Raw genomic sequence first — 26,129 nt, forward strand, 5'->3', positions numbered from 1 at the left:
TGTATATTCATAGATGATAGATTCCTTATTTTTTTTCGTATTCGAGTACACTACATTCGCATTTGCTTGATTGATCCTGTGCATATGCCCGTTCGATCTGCTGTGCTCCTGCATAGGATGCAGGTAGTACTTAATGGACCCATATTACAGGTCATGAAAGGCGGATGAACATGGGTTTACCTGTCTACCGGATTGCTGTACATGCCAAGGAGTATCAACAACTGACATCCGATATATGGTCTGAACAACTGGTTAAAGGCTCCATACAGATGGACGGCAAACAGATCCCGATCCGGATTCGTTATCGAGGAGGGCATACACGCGGTTATCCCAAAAAGTCATTCGAAATTCGTACGTCCAGTCGAACGTATCATTTTAATGCGGAGTATGATGACCCCTCGCTGCTTCGAAATGCGCTGTCTTTTCGTTTCTTCGAGTCCATTCGTGTACCTGCCCCCTCTACTCGGCACTGCGTGCTCTACCTTAATGGGGAGCTGTTGGGAGTATATCTGCGGATCGAAGGGGTGAAATCCTTCTTTTTTCGCCAAAGGAAAATGCCTGTGCGCAGTATCTTCTATGCGATCAATGATCATGCCGGGTTTACGATTAATTCCAACTCATCATCAACGAGCACAAGCGCGAACCTATTGTCAGGATACAGTCTAATCCGCGGTAAGGATGTGGATAAAACCCGGCTGCGGACGTTTATTCAACAACTGAACACGAAGTCCAGACTGGAATTGTTTCGTTTTTTACAGTCGAGGATTGATACGGACAACTATCTGGGCTGGCTATGCGGGGCTGTACTTACGGGCAACTTTGATGGATTTGATCAGAATTACACGTGGTACGAGAAAATAAAAACCAAAAAGTATGGTATCCTGCCATGGGATTATGAAGGAACCTGGGGAAGAAATTGTTACGGGGCGAAGGTCGATGCCAGCCTTGTTCGCATCCAGGGGTATAATAAACTTACGGGCAAAATGCTGGCCTTCCGACATTTTCGTGAGCAATATAAGAAGCTTCTACGGCAGCATCTGATGAATGCTTTTACAGAGAAGCGAATTATGCCTATAGTCCATCGATTACACAATGACATTCGAGAAGAGGTCGACCAAGATCCTTACATGAAATGGCCCATGGATGTATTTGTGGGTGAACCGGAGCGGATTCGTACCTATGTGGCGGAACGGCGGGAATATTTGACTGATAGATTACATCAGCTGTAGGAACTTAACTAGCGTGAGGGAGGGAGACCTTCCTTTTTTTACTGCCAAAATGATGAGAAGTTTATTGTATTGGGAAAAGTAGGGTAATAAGAATAGAAGCGGGATTGTAAAATACGCTATAATAACCATATGTGTACATAGAAATGATTACATATTGGACGCAGTGGAGAAAACAACATGTCTAATGGAGGCTCTGAGCTGGAACGTATGATCGGTTTAGGGTGCTCCGGGCCGGAGGAATGCTTATGATCAAGCTGTTGTTCTACTTGAAGAAGTACCGAGTTGCCGCGATTGCAGCCTTGGTCATGATGTTAATTGAGCTGACAGTGGAGCTGGCTCAGCCTTATCTGATCTCCAAGATCATTGATAACGGAATTCAGCAGGGAGACTTATCTGTCGTCTGGTTATGGGGCGGCGTGCTAGTTGCTAGTGCTGTTGTGGCGTTTGCTGCCGGAATTGCGAGTTCGTTCTTTGCATCCCATGCAAGTCTGGGGTTCGGATACGATCTGCGGGAGAAGCTGTATGAGAAAGTGCAAACGTTCTCTTATGCTGTCTTCAACCGGTTCGCGACGTCTTCCCTGATTACCCGATTAACGGGGGATGTGACCCAGGTTCAGGACACGGTCTTCATGAGTCTGCGCTTCATGACACGTGTACCGCTGGTGGTCATTGGTAGCATGATTATGGCGGTGATCGTGAATCCGAGGTTGGGTCTGCTGCTTGTTGTCATGGTGCCTGTACTGCTCGTCGTTGTGGTGTGGATGATCAAAAAGGCAGCGCTGCTGTTCCGCAATGTGCAGCGCAGACTGGATGCCGTCAACGGAGTCATCCAGGAGAATCTCACAGGCATCCGGCTGATCCGTGTCTTCGTGCGGATGGGCCATGAGATTGAACGCTTTGCCGGATTCAGCGGCAAGCTGATGAAAGGCACGATCTCCGCGCTACGCCTGACGGAGACGACGATGCCGTTCATGCTGCTCATGATGAACGGTTGTATCATCGCCGTGTTATGGTTTGGACGAGTAGACATCGCCTCTGGTAATGCGACCGTGGGTGAAGTGGTCGCCGTGATTAACTACCTGCTTCGCACGATTGGTGCCATGTCTGCATTGTCATGGATTCTGGTAACCTTCTCCAGAGCGAGCGCTTCGGCGCAACGGCTGAATGAAGTATTCAATACAGAGGACACCTCAGAGACTGAACAGACAAAGGCATTATCAACGTCTACACCATCTGCTGGCTCTGTGAAATCTACGCACACTCCGCAATCGGTATACTCAGCGAAGAAACAGAGCGCTGTGCAGGGAGCGGTTGAATTCCGTAGTGTAGGCTTCAGTTACCCGAATAGTGATATTACAGTACTGAATAACGTCACCTTCACTGCAAAAGCGGGGGAGCGCATTGCCATTATGGGAGCAACAGGCTCAGGCAAATCCTCGCTGGTACAGCTCATTCCGCGGTTATATACAGAGGATCAAGGAAAGGTACGGATTGATGGTGCCGATGCCGCAGAATTAGATCTGTCCATGCTCCGTGGTGCGATTGGTTATGTGCCGCAGGAGGTCATCCTGTTTACCGGTTCTGTACGGGAGAATATTGCTTGGGGCCGGGAAGATGCTACATTGGAAGAGATCGTGGAAGCCGCGAAGCGCGCCCAGATCCATGAAACGATTGAAAATTTACCAAACGGTTATGATACATTGCTGGGTCAACGGGGAGTTAATCTCTCTGGTGGACAGAAACAGCGACTTTCCATTGCACGAGCACTGGTACGTAGACCGAGAATTCTGATTCTGGACGATAGCACAAGTGCGTTGGATGTAGCTACAGAAGGCAGACTGCTGGATGCATTGGAAGAATTGTCGTGTACCACGTTTATCATCACCCAGAAGATCAGTTCGACCACTTCGGCGGACCTGATTCTGCTGCTCGATGATGGACAACTCATTGGACAGGGAAAACATGAAGACCTGATGGAATCGTCAGAGCTGTATCGTCGAATCCATGAATCACAATACGGGGAGGGTGCACAGCATGTTCAAAGCATTCATTGAGCCTTTCCGTCAGCCACCGCCGCCGATTGATCCTGAGACGTTACGGTCAGGTGGTGGCCGCAAACCCAAGGCACGAGCGAAGAACTGGTCAGGTACATTAGGTCGGATCTGGACCTATCTGGCAAGGCGTAAGGTCAAGCTGTCCATGGTGCTGTTGATGGTGTTTGCCAGCTCCGCACTCGCTTTGCTTGGTCCTTACATGGTGGGGGTAGCCGTGGATGATTTCATCGCGGGTGAAGCTGGCTCAAGCTGGACCCGGTTTCTGATTGGATTAACGGCAGTTTATGTCTTATTCTCGCTCACATCCTGGCTCCAGAATATATGGATGATCGAAATTGCACAGGAAACCGTGTACCGCATGCGGTATGATCTATTTTCCCATCTGCACAAGCTGCCGATTCCATTCTTCGGTAAACGCCAACAGGGTGAGATTATGAGTCGGGTGACTAATGATATTGAGAATGTCAGCGGTACGCTGAACAGCTCGGCCATCCAGATTTTTTCGAGTGTGTTAACACTTCTTGGAACGTTTGGCGTCATGCTCTGGCTCAGCCCACTGCTGACCCTGCTTACCTTTATCGTTGTGCCTTTGATGGCCATCGGCATGCGCTGGATTACGCGTAGAACGGGACCGCTCTTCAAGGAGCGGCAACGTAATCTGGGTGAACTCAACGGTTATATCGAAGAGACGTTATCCGGGCAGCGGATCATTAAGGCATTCTCCCAAGAGGAGCGGGTGATTCGCGGTTTTGAGGAACGAAATACCCGCATCCGGATTTCCGGTTTCTGGGCACAGACGATCTCTGGTTTTATCCCGAAACTGATGAATGGATTGAATAACCTGAGCTTTGCAATTGTGGCGGGCATCGGTGGTATTCTGGCGATTCAGGGTTCCGTTACGGTTGGGGTGATTATTATCTTTGTGGAATATGCCCGTCAATTCACTCGTCCGCTGAATGATCTGGCGAACCAGTGGAATACGTTATTGTCCGCGATTGCGGGGGCTGAGCGCGTATTTGAGGTGCTGGACGAAGATGAGGAAGCGAAGGATGAAGGGGCAGCGATATCTCTGGACAAGGTAGAGGGAGCCGTTCGCTTCGACAAAGTATCCTTTGGATACGATGAAGGACGTAACATTTTGCATGACATCAGCTTTGAAGCCAAACCGGGTGAGATGATTGCCCTTGTGGGTCCGACCGGAGCGGGGAAAACAACATTAATTCAGCTATTATCCCGCTTCTATGATCCGACGGGTGGCACCTTAACGGTAGATGGACGCGATATGACCACCATTCGGCGTGAGAATCTGCGGTCCCATATGGCGTTTGTGCTTCAGGATTCATTCCTGTTTCAGGGCACGATTCGGGAAAATATTCGGTTTGGCCGTCTGGACGCGACAGATGAAGAGGTGGAAGCAGCCTCCCGGCTGGCGAATGCCCACTCCTTCATTGTGCGAATGAAGGATGGGTACGACAAAGTGCTCCAAGCAGACGGAAGCGGCATTAGTCAGGGGCAGAAGCAGCTGCTCGCCATTGCCCGGGCAATTCTGGCCGATCCGTCCATCCTCGTTCTGGATGAGGCAACCAGCAGCATCGATACCGTCACAGAGATCAAAATCCAGGAAGGGCTGCAGCGTCTGATGCAGGGACGAACCAGCTTTGTCATTGCCCACAGGCTCAACACGATCCGTCAGGCTGATCGAATTCTGGTGCTGAAGGATGGTTATCTCCTGGAGCAAGGCTCGCATGATGCCCTACTGGAACAAGGCGGTTTCTATAGCGAGTTGTATTACAGTCAGCTACGTAAGAAGGCACAGTAGCTTTTGGATAATATGTGACATGTATTAGAAAGCTCGTAGGTATGCAAAAGAGCAGGGATGAGGGCATGATGCTCCTCACTTCTGCTCTTTTTGCATATCTTATTGAAGAAACATGGGAAATGAAACTGTAATTATGTGTTAAAATATGGGTATGATGGAATGGGTTATTTTTTGGAAGGTTGCCAAAGGTTTAGAAGCATGAAAATGAATTATTACACGTAGGCCTGTAGTCAGTCATGTGATGCATTAAAAGAGAGGAGGGCAATGCGGAATGGAATTCAAATTTGGGAATGCTGCTATTCTTCTGCCCCCTTTACACATTACGATTATCGCAATCATTATTATTTTCATTCTAGTAAGGTGGAGCAAGCAATTAGAAACAAGACGTTTTACGGTTTTCTTTTACTTTTTGATTAGTACTTTCATTACTCCAATTTATTCTCAAAGTACAACAAAAGGTGTATTTGAGCTATGGATCCCCGCAGGGTTTATCGTGATTTTCTTTTATTTAATTCGCAGCGAAAGAAATCATCCATCTAAAATGAAAGCGAGTATCTTAGGATTTTCAATAGCGTTATATCAGTTAATCCTTCAATATATCGGATAACGGGACGGGACAGTTCAATTAGAACAAGTAAGCAGCCGGTCAACCAACGGGTTGCTTTTTCTTTAAGCTAATGGTCAGGTCAGTTCCAATATGTATTGAAATTACGAGGTCTGAAATCAAGTACATTACGTTTCTAAACGAAGTTATAGGTTGAAAACAAAAGAGCAAATCCTGTGATCAGGATTTGCTCTTTCTCATTTAACTGCCACTAACTTTCCAGTTGTCCGCCTGCTCCACCGTTAACGGCTGGTGTCTGCGGATGTAATCTTCCACCAGAGCTGCCATATCCGTGGCGCCTTCATGCAGCACCTTTTTGCCTGGATACATCGCATAATCCCCGCCGCCAGCAGCGCGGTAGCTGTTCATCACCACAGAGTATGTGCCATCCATATCCATGGGTTTACCTTCACGTTCCAACTTCACAACTCGACTGCCGACAGGTTGGGAGATATCCAGCTCGTACTCTAGGCCGGCCCACATATCATAATTATAATGCTGAGGTTTGGGCTCCATATAGGCCGGATTGACTGCCACCTCGCCAAAAGCATTCACTTCAAAATAACGTGCTGTTTGTTCCAGTGCATCACGGATATCTTGACCGCTCAGCTCCAGCACCGTCAGCGTGTTGGGATAGATGAAGTTGGATAACACGTCCCGAACGGTGATATGGCGTCCGAATCCACGAGCTTCTTCACTCAGCATGGCGGTATTGGACAGATCAGCCCCAGTCGCTTCCATCTGCACTTGATGTACAAAAGCAATGAATGGATGTGCCTTGAGCCGAAGGGACGTAGCATTGGTGATCGATAAATCCCCATCCACCTCGCCAATGGGTTGATCAAGCCATGCTTGTGCCTCGATTTCTACCTCATCTGTAAGTTTCATGACTGTCGCATCCGGCTCAACTTCACTATATTCATCCAGAAGTAACAGTCGAGCCTTCTTATTGGTAATCTGCCACTTCCCGCCTGATGATAGTTCCAACTGAACAGATACATGTCCCGCACCAGTCCCACTGAAACCCGGCTGAATGACGGTTACGCCATGAATACTAGCGGTAAGTTGACGATGTTGATGTCCGGTAAGCAATACATCGATGCCTTCGATTTCCCGGCAGATGGCATAGCCTTGATTTTCTCCGGTTAACCGTTCGGCAGGCTCGCCTGTCTCCAGATCACTCTCAAATCCCCCATGATAACTCACAATCAATACATCTGGTTGTTCATGCTCGCGTATATAGCTAACCCACGTACGAATGGTCTCCAAGGCATCAAGGAACTGTAAACCCTCAATATTTTTCGGGTGCTCCCAGTTCGGTATGTAATGCGTGGTTGCACCCAATAGGGCTATTTTGACGCCTGAAGACAAGGTTTTGATTAGATACGGAGGACCGTAAGCAGGTACGTCCGGTTGCTTATCTTTTACGATATTGGCAGACAGCCAGGGGAAATTGGAAGCTTCAACGGCTTCGCGTAATAAGGCCTGACCATAGTTAAATTCGTGATTGCCCATCACCGCTGCATCATAACCGAGTTCATTAAGTACTGTAATGAATGGATGCACTTCGTTTGTGGAAATCTGTGAAGCAGCATATGAGGCCAAGGGTGATCCTTGCAGCAGATCCCCGTTATCCACCAGCATGAGCTCAGGTGAACGTTCGCGTTCCTTACGAATCAGGGAAGCCAGCAGGGCAAGTCCGGCCGGGCGGTATGCATTGGTATTGTAATGAATGGGGCGGATGGCCCCGTGCAGATCACTGGTGAACAGAATGTCGAAGCTTGCCGTATGGTTTGTGGATGTCATTTTACAATCTCCTCTAATATATAAGTTCAGAACTATGGAATTACCATAAAACGGAGAAGACAGAATAGGCTGAAGAACCGAAGTATACGCCGTTATCTCCGATGTTCTCCCTATATCTTCAACCATAATGAGCCTATTCTAACAGATACAAGTCCTGCTGACAGCCTGACAGGAAACTTTACAAAACTCCAAATTTCGTTTCACATCGCGCTAATATTTGGCAACTATAGTAGATAAGTACTGAAAAATAGAAACTCTTTGGAGGGTGTTCGTTTGAAGAAGTCTGCTTTATTTTTACCATTGTTGATTTTGGTTATGTTTCTGAGTGCTTGTGGGTCTAGTAGTACAACTGGTTCGGCTAACGGGGATAATACGAGCTCTAATGCATCCGGTACGTCTACGGCAGAGACAGAGAAACCTGTCGAAGGTTATGTGCCAACTGAACTGACGGTTCAATTCGTTCCTTCCCAGAATGCAGACACACTTGAAGCCAAAGCGAAACCGCTTGAGAAGTTGCTTGGTGACAAACTGGGCATTCCGGTAAAAGTCAGCGTATCCACGGACTACAACACAATTATTGAAGCAATGGCTTCCAACAAAGTAGACGTAGGTTTCTTGCCTCCGACAGCTTATGTACTGGCTAAAGAAAAAGGCGCAGCACAAGTTATTTTGCAAGCACAACGTTTTGGTGTAAATGATGAGACAGGTGCTCCAACCGAAGAGTTGGCGGATTCCTATAAATCCATGTTCATTGTGAAAAAAGATTCGCCGATTCAATCCATCGAAGAGCTTAAAGGTAAAAAAGTCGCTTACCAAAACGTAACGTCTTCCGCAGGTTTCGTATGGCCGGCAGGTCTGTTGCTGGACAGAGGCATTGACCCATTGAAAGATGTAACACCTGTAACGTTGAAAGGTCATGACCAAGGTGTTATCGCTGTATTGAACGGTGACGTTGATGCGGCAGCTATTTTCCAAGATGCCCGCAACACGGTAGCGAAAGACTATCCAACTGTATTTGAAGATACACGTGTACTGGCGTTCACTGAGCCTATTCCAAACGATACCATTGCCGTTCGTACAGACATGAATGCAGATTGGACTGCGAAGATCAAACAAGCCTTCATCGATATCGGTAAAGATACTGAAGGTCACCAGATCATCAAAGAAATCTATACGCATGAAGGTTATGTAGAATCCGATGATAGCAAGTTCGAGATCGTTCGTCAGTATGGCGAAAAAGTGAAAGGTGAATAATTCTGATCCAAAAGTAGTTCAGGATCTGTTCACTTTGTAGTAGCTCTCTTGGATGGGAACAGCTTAATCGTAGCAATGGACAGGCCAGTTCAGCGTGATCTACGCTGCGCTGGCTTGTGCCATTATAGCAAGGACTTATGTATGGTTGATCATTATGAATGAAAGAAGGATTATTGCCATGATTGAGCTTCATAACGTTACCAAAACTTACGCTAACGGCACCAAGGGCCTGGATAATATTAATCTGAAATTTGAGCAGGGTGAATTCATTGCTGTAGTTGGCTTGTCCGGTGCAGGTAAATCAACCCTCTTACGTTCCATTAACCGACTGCACGACATTAGTGAAGGTGAGATTCTGATTAATGGAAGTTCCATTACGAAGGCACAAGGCAAACGACTACGCATGATCAGACGCGATATCGGTATGATTTTCCAGAGCTTCAATCTCGTGAAACGGTCCAGTGTACTACGTAATGTACTCGCTGGACGCGTTGGATACCATTCCACCATGCGTACTATTCTGGGGCGTTTTCCAAAAGAGGATATTGAACTGGCATTCACTGCGCTGGATCGGGTGAATATCTCCGAGAAAGCTTACTCCCGTGCAGATCAGTTGTCCGGTGGTCAACAACAGCGTGTGGCTATTGCTCGTGTCCTTGCGCAGGAAGCAAAAATCATTCTGGCCGACGAACCGGTTGCTTCACTCGACCCACTTACAACGAAGCAGGTTATGGATGACCTGAAACGCATCAATCAAGACCTTGGGATTACCACTATTGTTAACCTTCACTTTATTGACCTGGCTAGAGAGTATGCGACCCGTATTGTTGGATTACGTGCAGGGGAGGTCGTATTCGACGGTCCGGTAGAAGAGGCAACGGATGAACGATTTGCAGAAATTTACGGCAGACCGATTCTGGCTGACGAATTGTTGGACAAGCAGGTTGTGCATGAGCAGGGAGAAGTTGTGGTATGAAGGGGCAGTCCAACGTTCCACTTCAGAATTCAGGCGGGATGGGCAAGGAACCTGGTTCCAGCCCTGCAGAGGTTGTGAATCGTCCCAAGCCGCCTGGGCGTACGAAACATCTACTCACCCTGATCATTATTCTGCTTCTTCTGTGGGCAAGCGCGAAGCAGACGGACGCCACCTTCACAGAGTTGATTGAGGGTTTCCCCAACATGCTGGACTTGTTGAAAGAAATGTTTCCTCCTCGGTGGAGTTATTTTGACAATATCGTGCAAGGCATGTTGGAGACGATCCGAATGGCTCTGATTGGGACAACCATTGGTGCCATTATCGCCATTCCAATCTCGATCATCTGTGCCGGTAACCTGATGCCAAGTCGCTGGATCTATTATCCGGCGCGCTTTCTGCTGAACCTGATTCGGACAGTGCCGGATCTGTTACTTGCTGCATTGTTTGTCGCTGTGTTTGGTCTGGGGCCCATCCCCGGAATCTTGGCACTGGCTGTATTCTCGGTAGGGCTCATTGCGAAGCTGACCTATGAGACGCTGGAAACCATTGATCAAGGACCGCTGGAAGCGATGACGGCTGTTGGTATGAACCGGATTCAGCTCATTGTGTATGGCGTGGTGCCGCAACTGGCTGCCCAGTTCACATCCTATGTACTGTATGCCTTCGAAATTAATATACGTGCTGCTGCCATTCTGGGATTGGTGGGAGCCGGAGGGATCGGGCTTTACTATGAGGCCACACTTGGATTCCTAGAGTATGACAAGACCAGCGTAATCATTCTGTTTACCCTCGTCATCGTTCTGGTCATTGATTATGTAAGTACTAAGCTGCGGGAGAAATTGCTATGATGAAAAATGAAACAAGCCGCATCCGGCCAAAACCACGGAAAAACCCGCTACGCTGGGTTATTGTATTACTGCTGATCCTTGTGTATGCTTGGGCGCTTGCCGGTGTACCGTTTACTGGTTTCAAGGAAACCGCTGCTCAGATTATGAAGGCCATTGTAGCCGGTATTTTCTCACCAGACTGGGATTTTGTATATTTGCCTGAAGGAGAAGACTTGCTGCGAGGTCTACTAGATACGCTCGCGATTTCCGTGCTGGGTACCGTAATCTCGGCAGTGCTCTGTATCCCGTTTGCATTCTGGTCTGCCCGCAATATGAGTGGTCATCGTTCCATCTCGGGTGCAGGTAAAATGGTACTCAGCTTTATCCGTACATTCCCTGAGATTATCATGGCTTTGATGTTCATCAAAGCAGTAGGCCCCGGATCGTTCGCAGGGGTACTTGCCCTTGGATTACACTCGATTGGTATGTTAGGCAAATTGTACGCGGATGAAGTTGAAAATATCGACTATGGTCCGTCTGAGGCGCTGCTTGCCTCCGGAGCCAATCGCATGCAGCAGTTGTGGTTCGCCATCCTGCCGCAGGTTATGCCTGGATTCCTGAACTATACGTTGTATCGTTTCGAGATTAATGTCCGTTCTGCAACCATACTGGGTGTAATTGGAGCAGGGGGTATCGGTACACCGCTGATCTTTGCACTTAGCACACGGAACTGGCCGCGAGTAGGTATCATCCTGCTGGGTATTATTGTGATGATCACGATTATCGATTTGATCTCGGGGTATATTCGTAAGAAGCTGGTGTAGAGATAATGAGGAACTACGAAGATATTAGACAATAAAGTAAGAAGAGAGGACTATTCGGTGCCAGAATATGGGCAGGGATAGTCTTTTTTGTATCTGCAAATAAATAATAGAGCGTTCTTGTTGCTCTGCTAACCGTTGAGGAATAAGAGTGTTCAAAGAATATGTATAACAATGATTGAATTATTTTTCAATTATATGTAAGATTAATGTGTTTCTATATAAAGGGAATTAAGGATATTAATACTCCTCGTAGATACCAATATAAGAAATGAGTTTTTCGAAAGGAAGGTGACCTATGGAGATATTTTCTTCTATATGGATTGTATTTATGGTATTGATATTGCTGTACAGAATGATCTTTCAGAAGTTTAAAAAATATAACAGAGAAAATATGGGGCTCAGTGCAATCCTGATCATTTTCACGGGAAGCAGTTATACATTTACACAGATGAACTTGATTTTTGTCATTAGTGTCATCGCCGTGGCCGCTTATTCTGCTGTATGGAACAGCATTCTATTTGTTAGAAATGGATATGAACCAGAACGCTTGAAATGAACTTGTGCTATGATCCAAAAAACCGAAACCATGTTGCCCTGTGAAGCAGGCAATGTTGGTGTCGGTTTTTTGTTCATTTCTTAGCTAGCCAAAGGCAATGCTTTGTTTACTTGAACCGTAATTGTCTCTGTGCTGGTTACGCCTGCGGCGTTGATCAGCTCAGCACGGTACGTATACGTTCCGTTAGCGCGACCGGACAATTCCGTTGTAGCACTTTGAGAGGCAGGTGTTACCGCGTTCAACGCTTGTGTATCAATCAATACATCATTCTCATAGAGACGATACTCCGTTGCGTTCGTACCCCACCAGAGGTTCATGGATACGTTGTAGTTGCCGTCACCATCCCAGTTGTTTTGGGACAAGTTCGCTTTCCCTGGAGCAGCGTTCGTTACTTGAACGGTCAGCTCGTCACTGCGGGTAGCTCCTTTGTCGTTGGTCAGCTCGGCTACATACGTGTATGTTCCGTTAGCCTTGCCTGTAATTGCCGTTTTGGCAAATTGGGCGGACGGTGTTGTCGCAGTCAACTTCTGCGTATCCACAAGAACGCCATTCTCATACAGTTTGTACGTGGAACCATTTTCGCCCCACCAGAGGTTCATGCTTACGTTATACGAACCTTCGAACAGGCCCGTTGTATATCCATTATCAGAAGAAAGCACCGGTTTACCCGGTGCCCCTTCAGCTGGAGTGGAAGGTGTTTCCCCTCCACCTTGATTTTCCGCAGGTACAAAATCATTCAAGCTTCTAGGTTTCAATTGATATACGTCTTTGAAAATAGCGGAAACGCCTGTGATATCGATTTTGTCACCAGCAGCATAAGGGAAGGAAGTCTCCGTCACACCTGTACGTGTATCTACACGGATATGTGTGCTCGTTCCATCTGATGCTACCGCGTCGAATTCAAATGATCCAACGGGTGTAGCACTGATGATATTCTCGATGGTTACATCCTTCAATTGAACCAGTTGACCTTGGTTCGCATCTGTAATTGCTGTAACTTCGATTGGAGCAGGTACGGAAGCCGTACCTGTTTTCTCAATTGCGATGATATCGGTAAGCTCGAACTCGCTGTTATAGATGGTTGTTGCTGCTGTTACTTTCACCTTGTCACCAGCATGGAATCCGCTAGTGTGCTGGAACACGTAGATTCCGGCAGTTTCATCTTGAAGATAGAAGGCTTGTCCACCGAATGCACCCGGCTCTGTCGTTACAACACCTTCGATGGTTACGGTAGTGCCAACCGCTTTGGTGCGTGCTTCAGCAACGGTGATAGCTGCTGGAATCGGTCCTTCTTCTTCCGGCAGCTGTTCTGCTGGCACATTACCTACGGTCACGGCATTGGTGATCAGGTTGCTGCCGTTCAAACGCAAACGCAAGCTCGCAGCGCCAGTTGTACCTGGTTTGATGCGAACGTTCAGATCTTTGATCCCGCGACCTTGGCTGTCCGAGGTTACACTGAATGTGGAGCTATAGCCGTACGAAGTCGGCCAAGTACCACTTTCATTCTGGATCATGGCGACCTGTGTTCCGCCAGTCAGATAGATACCGGCACTATAACCGGATACGGTTGTGTTCGGAGCCATGTTCTCTACAACCACACGAATCTGGAAGTCTTCTGCATTTGGAAGAGTATCCTGTTTCACGAAGCTGTAAGCAGCGTTCGCACTGGATGCAGGGCCACCGTAAGAGCCAGCCTTGAACGTGGAGCGATCGTACCACTTGTATCCGGCAGCAGGTGCGGACCAAGGTTCAGCCTGAGGTTCTGTGGAAGCAGCCGGCTCTTCGAATGGCAACAGCGCTGTAGCTGTATCCAGTTCAAGTCCGTTGACTTGAGTCAGATCCGTGTAGTTCTCTTGTGTAGCGAGCCAGTTCACGGTATTCACGAGCAACACCGCATCATCGGCTTCTTTAAAACCGTCATAAGTCGTTTTGCGTGTGCCTGTCTCTTCACGCAAGTATTTTGGTGATGCATCTTCTACTGGAGAGGAGTCACCGATGAAGGCAGCCTTACCTGCGCCCAGCTTGGATACGGCTACGTAAGGACCTTCTTCGATCCCGCCGCCGTTGTATACGCCTTGGTCCACCGCGTTATTCCATTTTGCGTTGGTTTTTGGCAGGTACACAATGCCTTTGGCCTTTTCCGGATCAGTGATTGCAAGTGTTGAACCGGCGTGCATGGCTACAGCCGATACACCTTCTGTGATGCCGAAGGCTTGATCTGCCGGTACAACGATATTGGCATTGATATCGCCAAGTGCGTTATAGCGGAAACGTACGCCGAAGTTATCGGACAACCAGTCTGTGCTGGTTACATTTTGCATGGCTTCCGAGTTACGCTCATCTGTGCTCATACCTTTGGTCGGATCTTCAAAAGCTCCCCGACGATAACCGTTGATGACTTCAGAGCCATCCCAGCGGTTTTTGTTACGGTCAGCATTATAGTGATCTCCAACGAAGAAGATGCTGCCACCCGTTTCAACATATTGTTTCAGTGCTGCCTGTTCGGATGTTTTGAAAGGAATTTGAGGCTCTGCAATAACGAATACGTTATACTCTTTCAGATCATCATAGGTAAATGGTGTTGTCTTGCGAAGTTCTTTGACATAATAGCCATCATTCGCGAGTGCATTTCCGAAGTCGGAGAAACCACCATCAATGACCCAGTCTGCGGCTCCAGCCGTCTGGCCGTGAGAGTTGTCGAACAATACTTTCTTGCCTGCGTTCTGGTTCACAACCTTCGCCTGAATGAATGGTGCCGGATCTGTCGGCCCTTCCGCATGAACCGATGCATCTCCGTTCCATAATCCGATCTGAAGCGGCAAAGCCATGGACAATGCCAAGAGTGATTTTAAAAATACTCCTCGCATACCTGTTAATTTACCCAACCAAATCCCTCCCAAATATTAGTTGATTCATGAGTTCGTCCATATTCTACCACATGAAAATCTCACATAGTCATAACAATTTGTAAAAATTAACTCGATATTTGTAAAATTGGGTCTTTTGACATATCTATAGGTATTTCGGTCCCGGCATAATTCATCCAATTCTGCGTGCATATTGATTTTACGCAAATAAAAAGCCATCTCTATGAGATGACTTTGGCTCGAATTCGATTGACGGCATGGAAGACAGAGGATTTAATCATGCCTTCACTGCGATTCACCAGCTCTGCCGTTTCCTTAATGGAGTATCCGTGGATGAGGCGAAGTTCTAATATTTTACGATGCTCGGTGTTGTTAATATGGGAGACAATATCATGAACGCCTTCATTAATTTCAAGGTGGGGTGTATCAAAGTGATGGGTAGGTGCCTCCAGACGACTGTCGCGTTTGAGTGTACGGGTACGTCTGCGGAAGCTGTCCATCGCAAGGTTTCGGGCAATCCGTTTGAGATAATAGAGAAGCCGATCTTCAGGGATATTCACGGTAACGTTCATCAGTCGAATGAAACAATCCTGAGCCAGATCTTCTGCGTCTTGCGGTTGTTTGACGATATGGGATAGATACCTTGTGATTTCTGATTTATAGTTGATATAAGCTTCATTTACTTGTGTGTTATTCATATGATGTGAATCCCCCTTGGATACAGATCAGGCTTGGGTCCGGTCTGGTATGAGTCTCTTATGATCCAAGTATATCGGGAGGTTGTTTCCAAACGGTTCAGAGTTGTATCGGAGTTGTAACATTTCGTGCTTCCCTCTATTCAAGCATGCGGCTTGAGATACAAAATATAGGCAGATGAAATTCATAGAGCAGGGAGATTACGAGAGTATCATGAGACAAAAAGAGATTTTAATTATTGAGGACGAGGAGTCCATTCGCGATATTTTGTCCTATTCGTTACGTAAAGAAGGATTTGAGATCAAGGAAGCAGCTACGGGTAAAGAGGGCCTTGATCTGCTTCGGGATTCGAAGCCGGATCTGATCCTGCTAGATCTGATGCTGCCTGATATGAGCGGTTTTGATGTGTGCAGACAACTATCTGTGAATTCCAAGATACCCGTCATCATGATCACCGCCAAGTCGGATATGTTGGATAAGGTACTTGGCATGGAACTGGGGGCGGATGACTATATCACGAAGCCTTTTGATATCCGTGAGGTGGTTGCACGCATTCGGGCGATCTTTCGCCGGATTGACCTCATCAGTGAGACGCTGGAGAATCAGTCCTATGAGGTAGTAAGGCTCGGCAAGCATATTGAGATTCGTAAGGATGAACGGGAAGTCTGGAAAGACGGGGAACGTGCCGGACTCACGAATAAGGAATATGATCTGTTGTTATTTCTCGTGACCCACCATCGTAAGGTGCACACACGTTCTGAGCTGCTGGACAAGGTATGGGGATTTGATTTTGCAGGGGATACCCGAACGGTGGACATTCATGTTCAACGAATTCGCAAGAAACTGGATAGTGGTGTGCAAGGCATTTCGATGATTGAAACGGTATTCGGTGTGGGATACAAGCTGAATATTCAGGTACAGACATGAAGTGGACGATCCAGTTCAAAATGGTGGTGTTATTCTCGGTCATCGTCTTTATCGGATTCTCCGTTCTGCTAATTCTGTCCAATAAGGTGGCACAGGAGAATATGTACCGGGAAGTACATGAGGATATGGTGCAATCGAAAAGAAATCTGGACATCGCACTGAATCAGTACTTCCTGATTCATAACAAACGTATGAACAGGGAATCGCTTGAAGCAGGAAGCCGCGAGCTTGCAGAGCAGATTGGTTCAGCCGTTGGCGGGGAGATTACAGTATATCGTCCTGACGCTTCTTCATACGGATCGGTTGGCAACGAGGTTAACGTTGCTAAGCGGTCTGACCAACCTGATGTTCAGGAAGCCAGACAATCCCGGATCGCGTACACCACAGTCGTGGACAAGGGCCAGGTCACGGCCAGTCTGTCCTTCCCGCTCAAGATGGATCAACAATTGATTGGAATCGTGCAGATGGAGAAGGATTACACGGACTTGTTCAAACGCAACCTTCGCTTTCAAAATACGATCAAACTATTTGCAGCGGTTATTTTCGTGTTTGTATTTATCGCATCCATCTTTATTTCCCGGAAAATTACACAACCCATCCGTGTACTCACGAAACGTTCTGCGGAAGTGGCCCAGGGAAGTCTGAATGCAGACATTCAGATTACTACCAAGGATGAGATCGGTGAATTGGCTTCAAGCTTCACCGTCATGATTGATCGGGTACGGGAACAGATTGATGTGATTGAGCGAGAGCGGGACGAAGTGAAACAAGTGCAGGCGCGAAGCAAAGTCTTTTTTGACAATGTGACGCATGAATTGAAGACACCGCTAACGACGATTCTGGGGTACGCCCAGATTTTGCGGGATAACGGATTCACCGATCAGGACTTTTTTGACAAAGGCATGAATTATATTATCAAGGAAAGCCAGCGCCTCAACACGATGGTTGCGGATATTCTGGAGGTCTCGGTCTCGTCAGCGGTTATTCAGGCGTACCGATTCGAACGTATCGATGTATCCGATATTATTCGTGAAGCTTGCGAGGATATGTCGATTAAGGCGAGCAAGTACAATATAGGCATTCACTATGAACTGGAGGAACATCAGTATCTGCAGGGAGATCGGGACAAGCTGAAAGAGGTCTTCCTCAACGTCTTGGATAACTCGGTTAAGTACAGTGATGTGAACTCCATCATCGAAGTGCAATCCTTCCGATTAGGTGATTTCATCGCTATTGTGATCCGTGATCAGGGGGAAGGAATAGGTGCTGAAGCGCTCCAGCATGTATTTGAACCCTTTTACCAGGATAAAGGAATCAACAGGGCCGAGAAAGGCAGTGCCGGGCTGGGCCTGTCTATTGTGAAGAACATCGTTGAGCGTCATGGAGGAACAGTGGAGATGAAGAGTATCATGCGGGAAGGGACACAAGTAAACATTAGTCTTCCGGGGGAAATGAACGCATGAGACATCCTGGATTTTGGCGTAAAAACCGCGACAGATTGATGCTGTCAGGGCTGTTGATTGCATTTGTCAGCGGGATTTTCGGGATTGGCAGCCTGTTCAGTATCGGAAATCTCAAGCCTAGAACGGTGATCTTGCCCAGTGAGCAATTCAATAACCGGCTGGCACCACCACCGAGCAGTACAATTCAGATCGAGTCGGCAACCAAGATTCCAAATGACTTCGCGATCTTTGATTTTGAAGTGGTAGACCGGAACACGATTATATTGAATCAACTGGAATCTTCGTATTCAAGTCTTCAGCTGTCTCTCCTGCATCTGGATGATAATGAAGTAAAGAGTATTGCAAGTAATACGGAATATGGTGTAGCGATTAGCCCGGATCACAAGAAGATCATTTACTCCCAGTACCGGTCGGGTCAGGCGCAGAAGACGACATATGAGTATGTGATTGAGAGCGGGGAACGTCGCAAGCTTCCGAGCGACAACTCGTATTACAGAGTGTTTGTAGGGGACGAAACCTATATCGGTCAGGATGATCTATTATTCAAACAGGTTGATCTGAGCAAGGGGACGAGTCAAGTCATCTACACGTATGATGAGCTGATGGGCATGTTCACAGGACCAAGACAAGGGAAAGGTTCGAATGATACGTTTATCGTGATGGATGTGTTGCAGGTCAGTGAAGATCAGAAACAGTTTTATATGCTGGTGATGCTGAAAGACAACTATGCCATCTATCGTGTATCGCTTGAGGACGAGCATGAAGTGAAGGCGTATGCTGCAATGGAAGACATTCAACAATTCAAGTTGCTGAAAAATGGTGACATGCTCATCCAGGGAACGCTGCATAAGGTACAGGGGCTGTATCGGTATCGTGCAGCGCAGGAACAGTATGATCTGGTATTACAAGGTTCCATCTGGAACTTTGATCTGAATGAAGATGAATCGCGAATCGCTTACTTTTATCCAATGGATATTCAGAATCAGAAGAATGAGTTGCATATTGCCTACCTGAATGACAGCGAGCTTTCGTCGGATACGGTGATCTACCGTAATATTGATAACTTCATCAATCTGAAATGGAATGACGATGATCTATTTGCAGTGGGCAGCACGATGGATAAAAGTGAGATGTACCGCTTTAGCTTCAGAGCCTGGTAAGCTGCGGAAGGTATACGAATATAAGATCTTGGTCTGGATAGAGCTGGCGATAGCTACTCTGCGGACAAGGTCTTTTTGTTATGACATTTTACAAGTTGGATACAACTCCGGCCAGCCCGGATACATCTCCATCCTATAATAAAAGGGAATGTGCTACGCGAATCTTTACATACAAGTTCAAAAAAACTGGTTTTCAGTACCGAGAAGATGGGATGAAGCTAGAAATGGAGTAGCAGAGCGTAGGGAAAACTACGTGAGCAACGGACATTTCGGCTGAATTCTATATTCGATGTTGATGATGTCATTAGACATCCTTCGTAATCAAAAGCGGGCTTTTTTGAACAACCTCTGTACATATTTAGCAAGTAGAAAGGAAGAAATGCAGTAATGCTTCAAGTTGAACAATTATCCCACTCGTTCCGCAATGGCCAAGGAACCGTGCCCGTGCTTCAGGATATCAACCTGACGATTGGAGAAGGCAAGATGGTAGCCCTGCTGGGCAGTTCTGGTTCAGGCAAGTCCACACTGCTGAATCTGATGGCGGGGCTGATGAAACCGGATCACGGCAAGATTCTAATTGCAGGACAAGATATTGTACGTTTCAGTGAAAATCGCTTGGCGGAGTTCAGGCGCAGTCACATCGGGTTTATTTTCCAATCCTATGAGCTGCTGTCTAACCTTACAATCCGGGAAAATGTAGAGTTACCCTTGGTGTTTATGGGCATAAGCCCTTCGAAACGCAAAGCAAAAGCATTGAAACTGTTGGAGCAGGTTGGACTGGGTGAAAAAGCAAACTTGTTCCCGTCCCAGTTGTCGGGCGGTCAACAACAACGTGTCAGTATTGCACGCTCGCTCATTACCGAACCCTCGGTGATCTTTGCCGATGAGCCTACCGGGAATCTGGATACCGAGACGGAGGAAGAGATTATTGCGATTTTGCAGCAGCTTAACCGGGATATGAATACAACCTTCGTCATTGTGACACACGAAGCAGAGGTCGCCGAGCAGATGCAAGTTGTGTTGACACTGCAACATGGACTACTGGTCGAAGAGGCCGTAAAGGAAGTTTGAGGCAAAGGGAGAGGAATTGTGAGAATACGGGATATAGCACGTATGGCCTGGGGACAGATCATTCGCAGAAAGATGGTCACACTGCTATGTATGATGGGGCTGTCCATTGGTTCTGCCGCCATGATCATTGCACTTAGCGTGGGGCAGTCCGTACAGACCTATAGCGAGAGAACATTGAACGACAATTACAAGATGGATGAAATTACAATTACGCCTAATGAAGGCATTCGTACTGGCAACGGCAAGGGGAGCGGTCAGACATCGAAGTTTGAACGGGGTGCACTGACGTTGGAAAAAATTCAGATTATCCAAAGACTTCCCCATGTTGTTGCCGTGGCTCCCATGTTAAAACTGGATTCGCTAGAAATGGTGCTTCCGGATGGTCGCAGCACGTATGTTGAGGTCATCGGTACCCAACTGGAGACCCTGGGCGGGTTTGGATACAAGTATGCTGAGGGACGTGGGGCAGAGGATGGTCGTATGGCGGTGACCAGTTATGGGGCTGCATTTGGACTCGTGGACCCCAAAGTAACTCAGAAGTTATTCGAGCAGTTGAATGCTGATCCATATAACAATGAGCTTTTGCAGCAGTATACGGAAATGTCAGCGAAGCAGGATCAGCTGGTTCAGCAGCTGGTTCAGTTTCGATATGAAGATTATGCGAATGCGAGCAAAACCAAAATGAGTGGCTCTATACGCGTGTCTGGAGAGTTGATGAAGCCTTCCAACATGGATGAGATGAGTGCTCAAAACGATAAAAAAGTATATCTGCCGCTGGATACAGCTCGTGCATTACAGGATGAGCTTGGATTACAGCAGGCCGATAGCAGTGCGGCCAAGCATCTTAACTCTGCCTTGGTTAAGGTAGAGGATAAACGTTATGTATCCCAGGTGGAAGAACAGATTAAAAAGCTAACGTTGAACACACAGAGTAATCTGTTCCAGGAGGAAGCGATGGCAGGCCAACTGGCGATGTACCAAAAAGCAGCATTGGGGATCGGTGGTTTTATTATGCTGCTGGCCTCGTTGTCCATTATTGTGGCAATGATCATGTCTACGCATCAGCGGCGTAAACAAATCGGTGTGATGAAGGTGCTGGGTGCAAATCTGTGGCAGATCCGCCAGATGTTTATTACGGAAGCAGCGATGCTTGGGTTAATGGGTGGCATGGCTGGTGTAGGGATTGCCTTTGCTGCCCTCGGCGGGGTGAACAGTCTGCTGGCGAGTCAGATGGCAAATCAGGTCAATGGCCCGATGACCGTGGCTATTCAGCAGTCTGCTTTGCCGCTCGGCATCGTGTTTGCTGTGCTGGTCGGTATTGTATCGGGTATATATCCGGCCATCAGCGCATCCCGAACCAATGCATTAACTGTGATCAAATCGATGTAATTTTATCAGCGAAAGGGAAATTGGGCACATGAAGAAATGGATTAAAATTATCATCACCGTTGTACTTTTGGCAGGTGTGGGGTACTGGCTGTATGAAAAGTACAAGCCAAAACCGGAGGCACCTATCGAGATTCCGCCCCCGATTACCTTTGATGTGACACAGGAAACGATGACGCAAACGATTCAGGTGAAGGGGAAATCCGTATATACCGATCAGACCGATATATTTGCTCCGTATGCTTCCAACATCAAGCAATGGCACGTGAAAAGTGGTGAGCAGGTGAACAAAGGCGATGTCCTGTATACTCTCGACACGTCCGCGTTACAAACGGAAGTAGAGCAGTTGCAGAGCGATCTGGAGAAAGCTCAACTGGAAAATAAGATGAATCAGGTTAGCCTGGATCAGGCGAATATGAGCGAGTCGCTTGGCGTGACGGAAGAGGAACGCAAGAAGGCATTTGCAGACCGGGAAGGCAAACGTCTAACAAATGAGTTGAATCAAAAAGCGCTGGTCCTCAAGGAAAAGGAGATACAGAAAAAGCAGGCAGTGATGAACAAGTCCGTTGTGTATGCTTCCGCTTCTGGTATATTTCAGATGAATGAAGGGGACAGCAAGACACGTACGGTGACGGAAGGACAGCTTATGGGGTCCATTACGAACATCAGCAAACTGAAATTCATGACAATTGTTGGTGAGGAAGAAATGTTCAGACTTAAGGTGGGAATGCCAGTCAAGGTGCGAATGACGGCGCAGAAAGACCTGGAATTCACCGGGACGGTGAGTAAGGTGTCCAAATTCGCCCGCAAGAGTACCGATACGGACCTTAAACAAGCTTCCCAGTTTGACGTGGTCATTGATCTGAAGCCGGATGCCAGAATGTATGGAGGCGTGAGTCTGGAAGGCGATATCGAGACAACGCGGAAGGATAAAGTGACCGTTGTGTCCAGCTTGGCGATTATGCGGGATCAGACCGAACCTTATGTCCTGTTAGACAAAGGGAACGGACAGACAGAGCCACTGACCATCCAGGCTGGAATGGAGTCGGGGGATAAGACGGAAGTGGTTAGCGGATTAAAACCGGGAGATATCGTCGTTCTGCCCTAGACGAACGGGTTAATTCGATCTTGATCAACACGAGGTTCATTGTGGCAGAATGCCAGGGTGAGCCTTTTGTGTGCTTTGTGGCAAGGGATGTCCAGATTCCTGCCTGATTTATGGAAAAAAATATAAATAAATTTATATAATTCAATTTACAGTAATATTTACATGTCGTATAATCAGATCATAAGAAGGAGGTGAACACCGAACATCATGATTGTAGAGGGTAGGCGAAGGCCTTTTTTTAAACCACTTAAAGAAAGCGCTTTCCGAAATGGGATGTTAGAGATCCCGCAATCATTTTTCACACTTCTTCATGTCTAACACACGTTCAACCACACCCACCACATCATACTCACATGGTTCGACCCCACACACGATTTGCTCACTCAAGGTTCCAGCTACACAACCATTACTTTTGGAGGTGATACAACCAACTCATCCGAACGTTCTCTTCGTGCTAAGCATCTTAATGACACAGAGGATCAGACATGAGTACAACCCAATCTAACTAAAGGAAAGGTGGAACTATGAAGACTAAATTGAAAACCAAATCGAGAGGTAAGAAGATCCTGCGCAAAGGTGTAAAGCAAATAATGGCAGCAACGCTGCTCGCGGCGGGGATTTTCCCAGGATTGTCTCCAGGCTTGACTCAGGCGGCTGAAGCACATGTGGATAATCCATTTGTAGGGGCAACCGCCTATCTGAACCAGGATTACTCAGCTCTCGTCGATACGTCCATTGCGCTGACCAATGATGCATCGCTGAAGGCGAAGATGGAGACGGTCAAATCGTATCCAACGTCAGTGTGGATTGACCGCATTGCTGCGATCTATGGCGGCCCGGACAACGCTGGTCGTAAAAGCGTAGAGCAACATCTCGATGCCGTTCTTGCCCAAAAGAAACCTGGTACGCCAATAACCGCTTCATTTGTAGTCTATAACTTGCCCGGCCGGGATTGCCATGCACTCGCATCGAACGGTGAACTTCCACTAACACAGGCTGCGCTACAGACGTACAAAACAGATTACATTGATGTGATCGCAGATATCTTCGCAGATCCGAAATATCAGGATATTCGCATTGTGGCGATTATTGAGCCGGACAGTCTGCCTAACCTTGTGACTAACCTGAGTACTCCAGCTTGTGCGCAAGCCAGCTCAACAGGCATCTATGAAGATGGGGTTAAGTATGCACTGGACAAGCTGCATGCCATTCCTAATGTGTACAACTACCTGGATATCGGCCACTCTGGCTGGCTTGGATGGGACAACAATCGTACCGGTGCGATTGCCCTGTACACTGACGTAGTAAATGATACAGCGGCAGGTCTGCAAAGTGCAGATGGTTTTATCACCAACACTGCCAATACGACGCCTACCCATGAACCGAATCTGCCTAATCCGGATCTGAATATCGGTGGACAACCGATTCGATCTTCCGATTATTATGAATGGAACCCGTACTTTGACGAGACTGATTTCACTGCAGCACTCTATTCCGGATTTGTACAAGCCGGATGGCCGAGCAGCACGGGCTTCCTGATTGATACCAGCCGTAATGGATGGGGCGGGGTGAATCGTCCAACATCAGCAACAGGAAGTAATATCAATGCCTATGTGAATTCTGGACGGGTTGATAAACGGGATCATCGTGGCAACTGGTGTAACAACAGTGGGGCAGGTATTGGTGAAGCACCTAAGGCTGCACCGGGACCCGCACATCTGGACGCTTATGTATGGGTGAAACCTCCGGGTGAATCCGATGGCTCCAGCTCGGAAATTCCGAACAACGAAGGTAAAGGTTTCGACCGGATGTGTGATCCGACCTTCACCACTCGGGATGGCGTATTAACAGGTGCACTGGCGAATGCTCCGGTATCCGGTCACTGGTTCCATGATCAATTCGTGACACTGGTGAAGAACTCATTCCCTGTCCTGCCTGCAAGTAACGGTGGAGGGAATCCTCCGGGCGGAACAACGGCTCCAGCAGCACCAGCGGCATTGACGGCTTCTGCTGGTAATGCTCAAGTCTCCTTGACGTGGACTGCTTCCGCGGGAGCAACAAGTTATAGTGTGAAGCGGGCACTCAGTGCATCAGGTCCATTCACAACGATTGCTGCCAATGTAAGTGGGACATCATACAGCAATACCGGCCTGATTAATGGCACAACCTATTATTATGTGGTAACAGCAACGAATGCAGTAGGTGAAAGTGTTAACTCTGCAACAGCAACGGCTACGCCGGTTGCAGGTGTAACGGCACCAGCTGCACCGACTGCTCTTACAGCAACAGCAGGCAATGCTCAGGTGAGCCTGACGTGGACTGCATCTGCAGGTGCGACAAGCTATAATGTGAAACGTGCGCTGAGTGCATCAGGACCGTTCACAACAGTCGCTGCGAATGTGAGTGGTACATCTTACACGAACACGGCCCTGACCAACGGAACAACGTATCATTATGTGGTAAGTGCAGTGAATACAGCAGGGCAAAGTGCCAATTCCGCTGTAGCTTCCGCGACACCTCAAAGTGTCGTTGTGCCGACCAGTGATCTTGTTTTGCAATACCGTGCGGGAGATACCAATGCGCTGGATAGTCAGATCAAACCGTATTTCAACATCAAAAACCTGGGCAGTACTGCTGTGAATCTGAGTGACTTGAAGATCCGTTATTACTTCTCCAAAGAAGGATCGGCTGCGATGGATTCTGCCATCGATTATGCTCAAGTTGGCGGAGCCAATATCCAGCGTACCTTCACAGACTCCTATGTGGAGCTGAGCTTCACATCTGGCGCTGGCAGCATTCAGGCTGGTGGACAGACTGGAGACATCCAGCTTCGTATGTACAAAACGGACTGGTCCAACTTTGACGAGACTAATGACTACTCCTTCGATCCAACGAAAACATCCTATCAGGATTGGAACAAGGTAACACTCCACCAAGGTGGAAACCTGGTATGGGGTATTGAGCCTTAAAATTTACTCGTAAATGTTTTATCCGCAATCCTCAGTATGTTAGAGGATTGCGGTTTTTTGCTATTCACTACAAGAGTCATTCTCGATTGAAGTACTCGATCAACTGAGGAACGTAGTGGAGGGGACGAAATCGATTCTGTAAGCACTTATTTTCCAAATGACTCCTAATAACACTGATTATTGATCGTTTTGGTCGGATATTTGCCTAGGGTCTGGCAGGCAGGATGTCTATAATAGAACCCGATGGGCGGGATCACTTCGCTCGGATTGGAAAGAGAATGGAAGGGGGACCGCACTCTGGTAGTCGGGCAAGCTGATTTCTCTTTTTTAATATTGTAAGCGCAATCATTATAGGCGAGTCTCGTCCGTTAAAGAAGGTCTGTACGAATTATTGAACGTCTAATCATCATCGATGTGTATATGCGTCACCTATTCTGTCTCAAGGAGCGTGAAGGTGGATGAACTCAGAAACAACAGTGCCGGTACATAAAGGATCGGTGTCAGGTCGGCAATCAGGACGCAGGAAGACACGT

The 26,129-nt window shown here is 47.4% G+C and carries 19 protein-coding genes; 16 read left to right on the forward strand and 3 right to left on the reverse strand.

Annotated features, from left to right (window positions below; all coding sequences use genetic code 11):
* The first annotated feature begins 170 nt into the window (after positions 1-170).
* The 4 genes from MHI06_RS05160 (at position 171) to MHI06_RS05175 (ending at position 5,709) form a co-directional block, all read left to right on the forward strand.
* Positions 171-1,229, forward strand: a complete 1,059-nt coding sequence (locus MHI06_RS05160; RefSeq protein WP_340400704.1) for a CotH kinase family protein — start codon at positions 171-173, stop codon at positions 1,227-1,229.
* 245 nt (positions 1,230-1,474) lie between these two features.
* Positions 1,475-3,283: an ABC transporter ATP-binding protein gene (locus MHI06_RS05165; protein ID WP_340400705.1), complete on the forward strand. Its 1,809-nt coding sequence runs from the start codon at positions 1,475-1,477 to the stop codon at positions 3,281-3,283.
* Positions 3,264-5,102 carry an ABC transporter ATP-binding protein gene (locus tag MHI06_RS05170; RefSeq protein WP_340400706.1) on the forward strand — a complete coding sequence of 613 codons (1,839 nt, stop codon included), beginning with the start codon at positions 3,264-3,266 and terminating at the stop codon, positions 5,100-5,102. Before MHI06_RS05165 ends, MHI06_RS05170 begins: the two co-directional genes overlap by 20 nt.
* A gap of 271 nt (positions 5,103-5,373) precedes the next feature.
* Positions 5,374-5,709, forward strand: a complete 336-nt coding sequence (locus MHI06_RS05175; protein ID WP_340400707.1) for a hypothetical protein — start codon at positions 5,374-5,376, stop codon at positions 5,707-5,709.
* 198 nt (positions 5,710-5,907) lie between these two features.
* Here MHI06_RS05175 and MHI06_RS05180 read toward each other — a convergent pair whose 3' ends face one another.
* Complete coding sequence (locus MHI06_RS05180) at positions 5,908-7,512, reverse strand: bifunctional UDP-sugar hydrolase/5'-nucleotidase (RefSeq protein ID WP_340400708.1); 1,605 nt, start codon at positions 7,510-7,512, stop codon at positions 5,908-5,910.
* 273 nt (positions 7,513-7,785) lie between these two features.
* On the opposite strand from MHI06_RS05180, the gene MHI06_RS05185 reads away from it, so the two are divergent.
* The 5 genes from MHI06_RS05185 to MHI06_RS05205 all read left to right on the forward strand — a co-directional run bounded on the left by MHI06_RS05185 (position 7,786) and on the right by MHI06_RS05205 (position 11,949).
* The gene (locus tag MHI06_RS05185; RefSeq protein WP_169480367.1) at positions 7,786-8,766 is read left to right on the forward strand and encodes a phosphate/phosphite/phosphonate ABC transporter substrate-binding protein; all 981 of its coding nucleotides are present in this window, start codon (positions 7,786-7,788) and stop codon (positions 8,764-8,766) included.
* Between the two features lie 178 nt (positions 8,767-8,944).
* Entirely contained in the window at positions 8,945-9,742 is a 798-nt protein-coding gene (gene phnC / locus MHI06_RS05190; RefSeq protein WP_169480366.1) for a phosphonate ABC transporter ATP-binding protein, read from the forward strand.
* A gap of 38 nt (positions 9,743-9,780) precedes the next feature.
* Positions 9,781-10,590 carry a phosphonate ABC transporter, permease protein PhnE gene (gene phnE, locus MHI06_RS05195; protein WP_169480435.1) on the forward strand — a complete coding sequence of 270 codons (810 nt, stop codon included), beginning with the start codon at positions 9,781-9,783 and terminating at the stop codon, positions 10,588-10,590.
* On the forward strand, positions 10,587-11,393 hold the full coding sequence (phnE, locus tag MHI06_RS05200; protein ID WP_139331943.1) for a phosphonate ABC transporter, permease protein PhnE: 807 nt from the start codon (positions 10,587-10,589) through the stop codon (positions 11,391-11,393). Before phnE (MHI06_RS05195) ends, phnE (MHI06_RS05200) begins: the two co-directional genes overlap by 4 nt.
* A gap of 295 nt (positions 11,394-11,688) precedes the next feature.
* On the forward strand, positions 11,689-11,949 hold the full coding sequence (locus tag MHI06_RS05205; RefSeq protein WP_169480365.1) for a hypothetical protein: 261 nt from the start codon (positions 11,689-11,691) through the stop codon (positions 11,947-11,949).
* 80 nt (positions 11,950-12,029) lie between these two features.
* Here MHI06_RS05205 and MHI06_RS05210 read toward each other — a convergent pair whose 3' ends face one another.
* Both MHI06_RS05210 and MHI06_RS05215 read right to left on the reverse strand, forming a co-directional pair.
* The gene (locus tag MHI06_RS05210; RefSeq protein WP_340402054.1) at positions 12,030-14,777 is read right to left on the reverse strand and encodes a DUF5689 domain-containing protein; all 2,748 of its coding nucleotides are present in this window, start codon (positions 14,775-14,777) and stop codon (positions 12,030-12,032) included.
* A gap of 260 nt (positions 14,778-15,037) precedes the next feature.
* Complete coding sequence (locus MHI06_RS05215; RefSeq protein ID WP_169480363.1) at positions 15,038-15,514, reverse strand: RNA polymerase sigma factor; 477 nt, start codon at positions 15,512-15,514, stop codon at positions 15,038-15,040.
* A 211-nt stretch (positions 15,515-15,725) separates the two neighbouring features.
* On the opposite strand from MHI06_RS05215, the gene MHI06_RS05220 reads away from it, so the two are divergent.
* The 7 genes from MHI06_RS05220 to MHI06_RS05250 all read left to right on the forward strand — a co-directional run bounded on the left by MHI06_RS05220 (position 15,726) and on the right by MHI06_RS05250 (position 25,596).
* The gene (locus MHI06_RS05220) at positions 15,726-16,439 is read left to right on the forward strand and encodes a response regulator transcription factor (RefSeq protein ID WP_036606313.1); all 714 of its coding nucleotides are present in this window, start codon (positions 15,726-15,728) and stop codon (positions 16,437-16,439) included.
* Positions 16,436-17,902 carry a HAMP domain-containing sensor histidine kinase gene (locus MHI06_RS05225; RefSeq protein WP_340400709.1) on the forward strand — a complete coding sequence of 489 codons (1,467 nt, stop codon included), beginning with the start codon at positions 16,436-16,438 and terminating at the stop codon, positions 17,900-17,902. Before MHI06_RS05220 ends, MHI06_RS05225 begins: the two co-directional genes overlap by 4 nt.
* Complete coding sequence (locus MHI06_RS05230) at positions 17,899-19,062, forward strand: hypothetical protein (RefSeq protein WP_340400710.1); 1,164 nt, start codon at positions 17,899-17,901, stop codon at positions 19,060-19,062. Before MHI06_RS05225 ends, MHI06_RS05230 begins: the two co-directional genes overlap by 4 nt.
* Before the next feature lie 387 nt (positions 19,063-19,449).
* Positions 19,450-20,133 (forward strand): ABC transporter ATP-binding protein, encoded by a 684-nt coding sequence (locus MHI06_RS05235; protein ID WP_340400711.1) that lies wholly within the window; start codon positions 19,450-19,452, stop codon positions 20,131-20,133.
* A gap of 18 nt (positions 20,134-20,151) precedes the next feature.
* Positions 20,152-21,522, forward strand: coding sequence for an ABC transporter permease (locus tag MHI06_RS05240; RefSeq protein WP_340400712.1), 1,371 nt, complete (start codon positions 20,152-20,154; stop codon positions 21,520-21,522).
* A 28-nt stretch (positions 21,523-21,550) separates the two neighbouring features.
* Complete coding sequence (locus tag MHI06_RS05245) at positions 21,551-22,627, forward strand: efflux RND transporter periplasmic adaptor subunit (RefSeq protein WP_340400713.1); 1,077 nt, start codon at positions 21,551-21,553, stop codon at positions 22,625-22,627.
* A 524-nt stretch (positions 22,628-23,151) separates the two neighbouring features.
* Positions 23,152-25,596 (forward strand): glycoside hydrolase family 6 protein, encoded by a 2,445-nt coding sequence (locus MHI06_RS05250; RefSeq protein WP_340400714.1) that lies wholly within the window; start codon positions 23,152-23,154, stop codon positions 25,594-25,596.
* Positions 25,597-26,129 lie beyond the last annotated feature (533 nt).

Source organism: Paenibacillus sp. FSL H8-0079, from assembly GCF_037991315.1.
In the GTDB taxonomy this organism is placed as follows: domain Bacteria; phylum Bacillota; class Bacilli; order Paenibacillales; family Paenibacillaceae; genus Paenibacillus.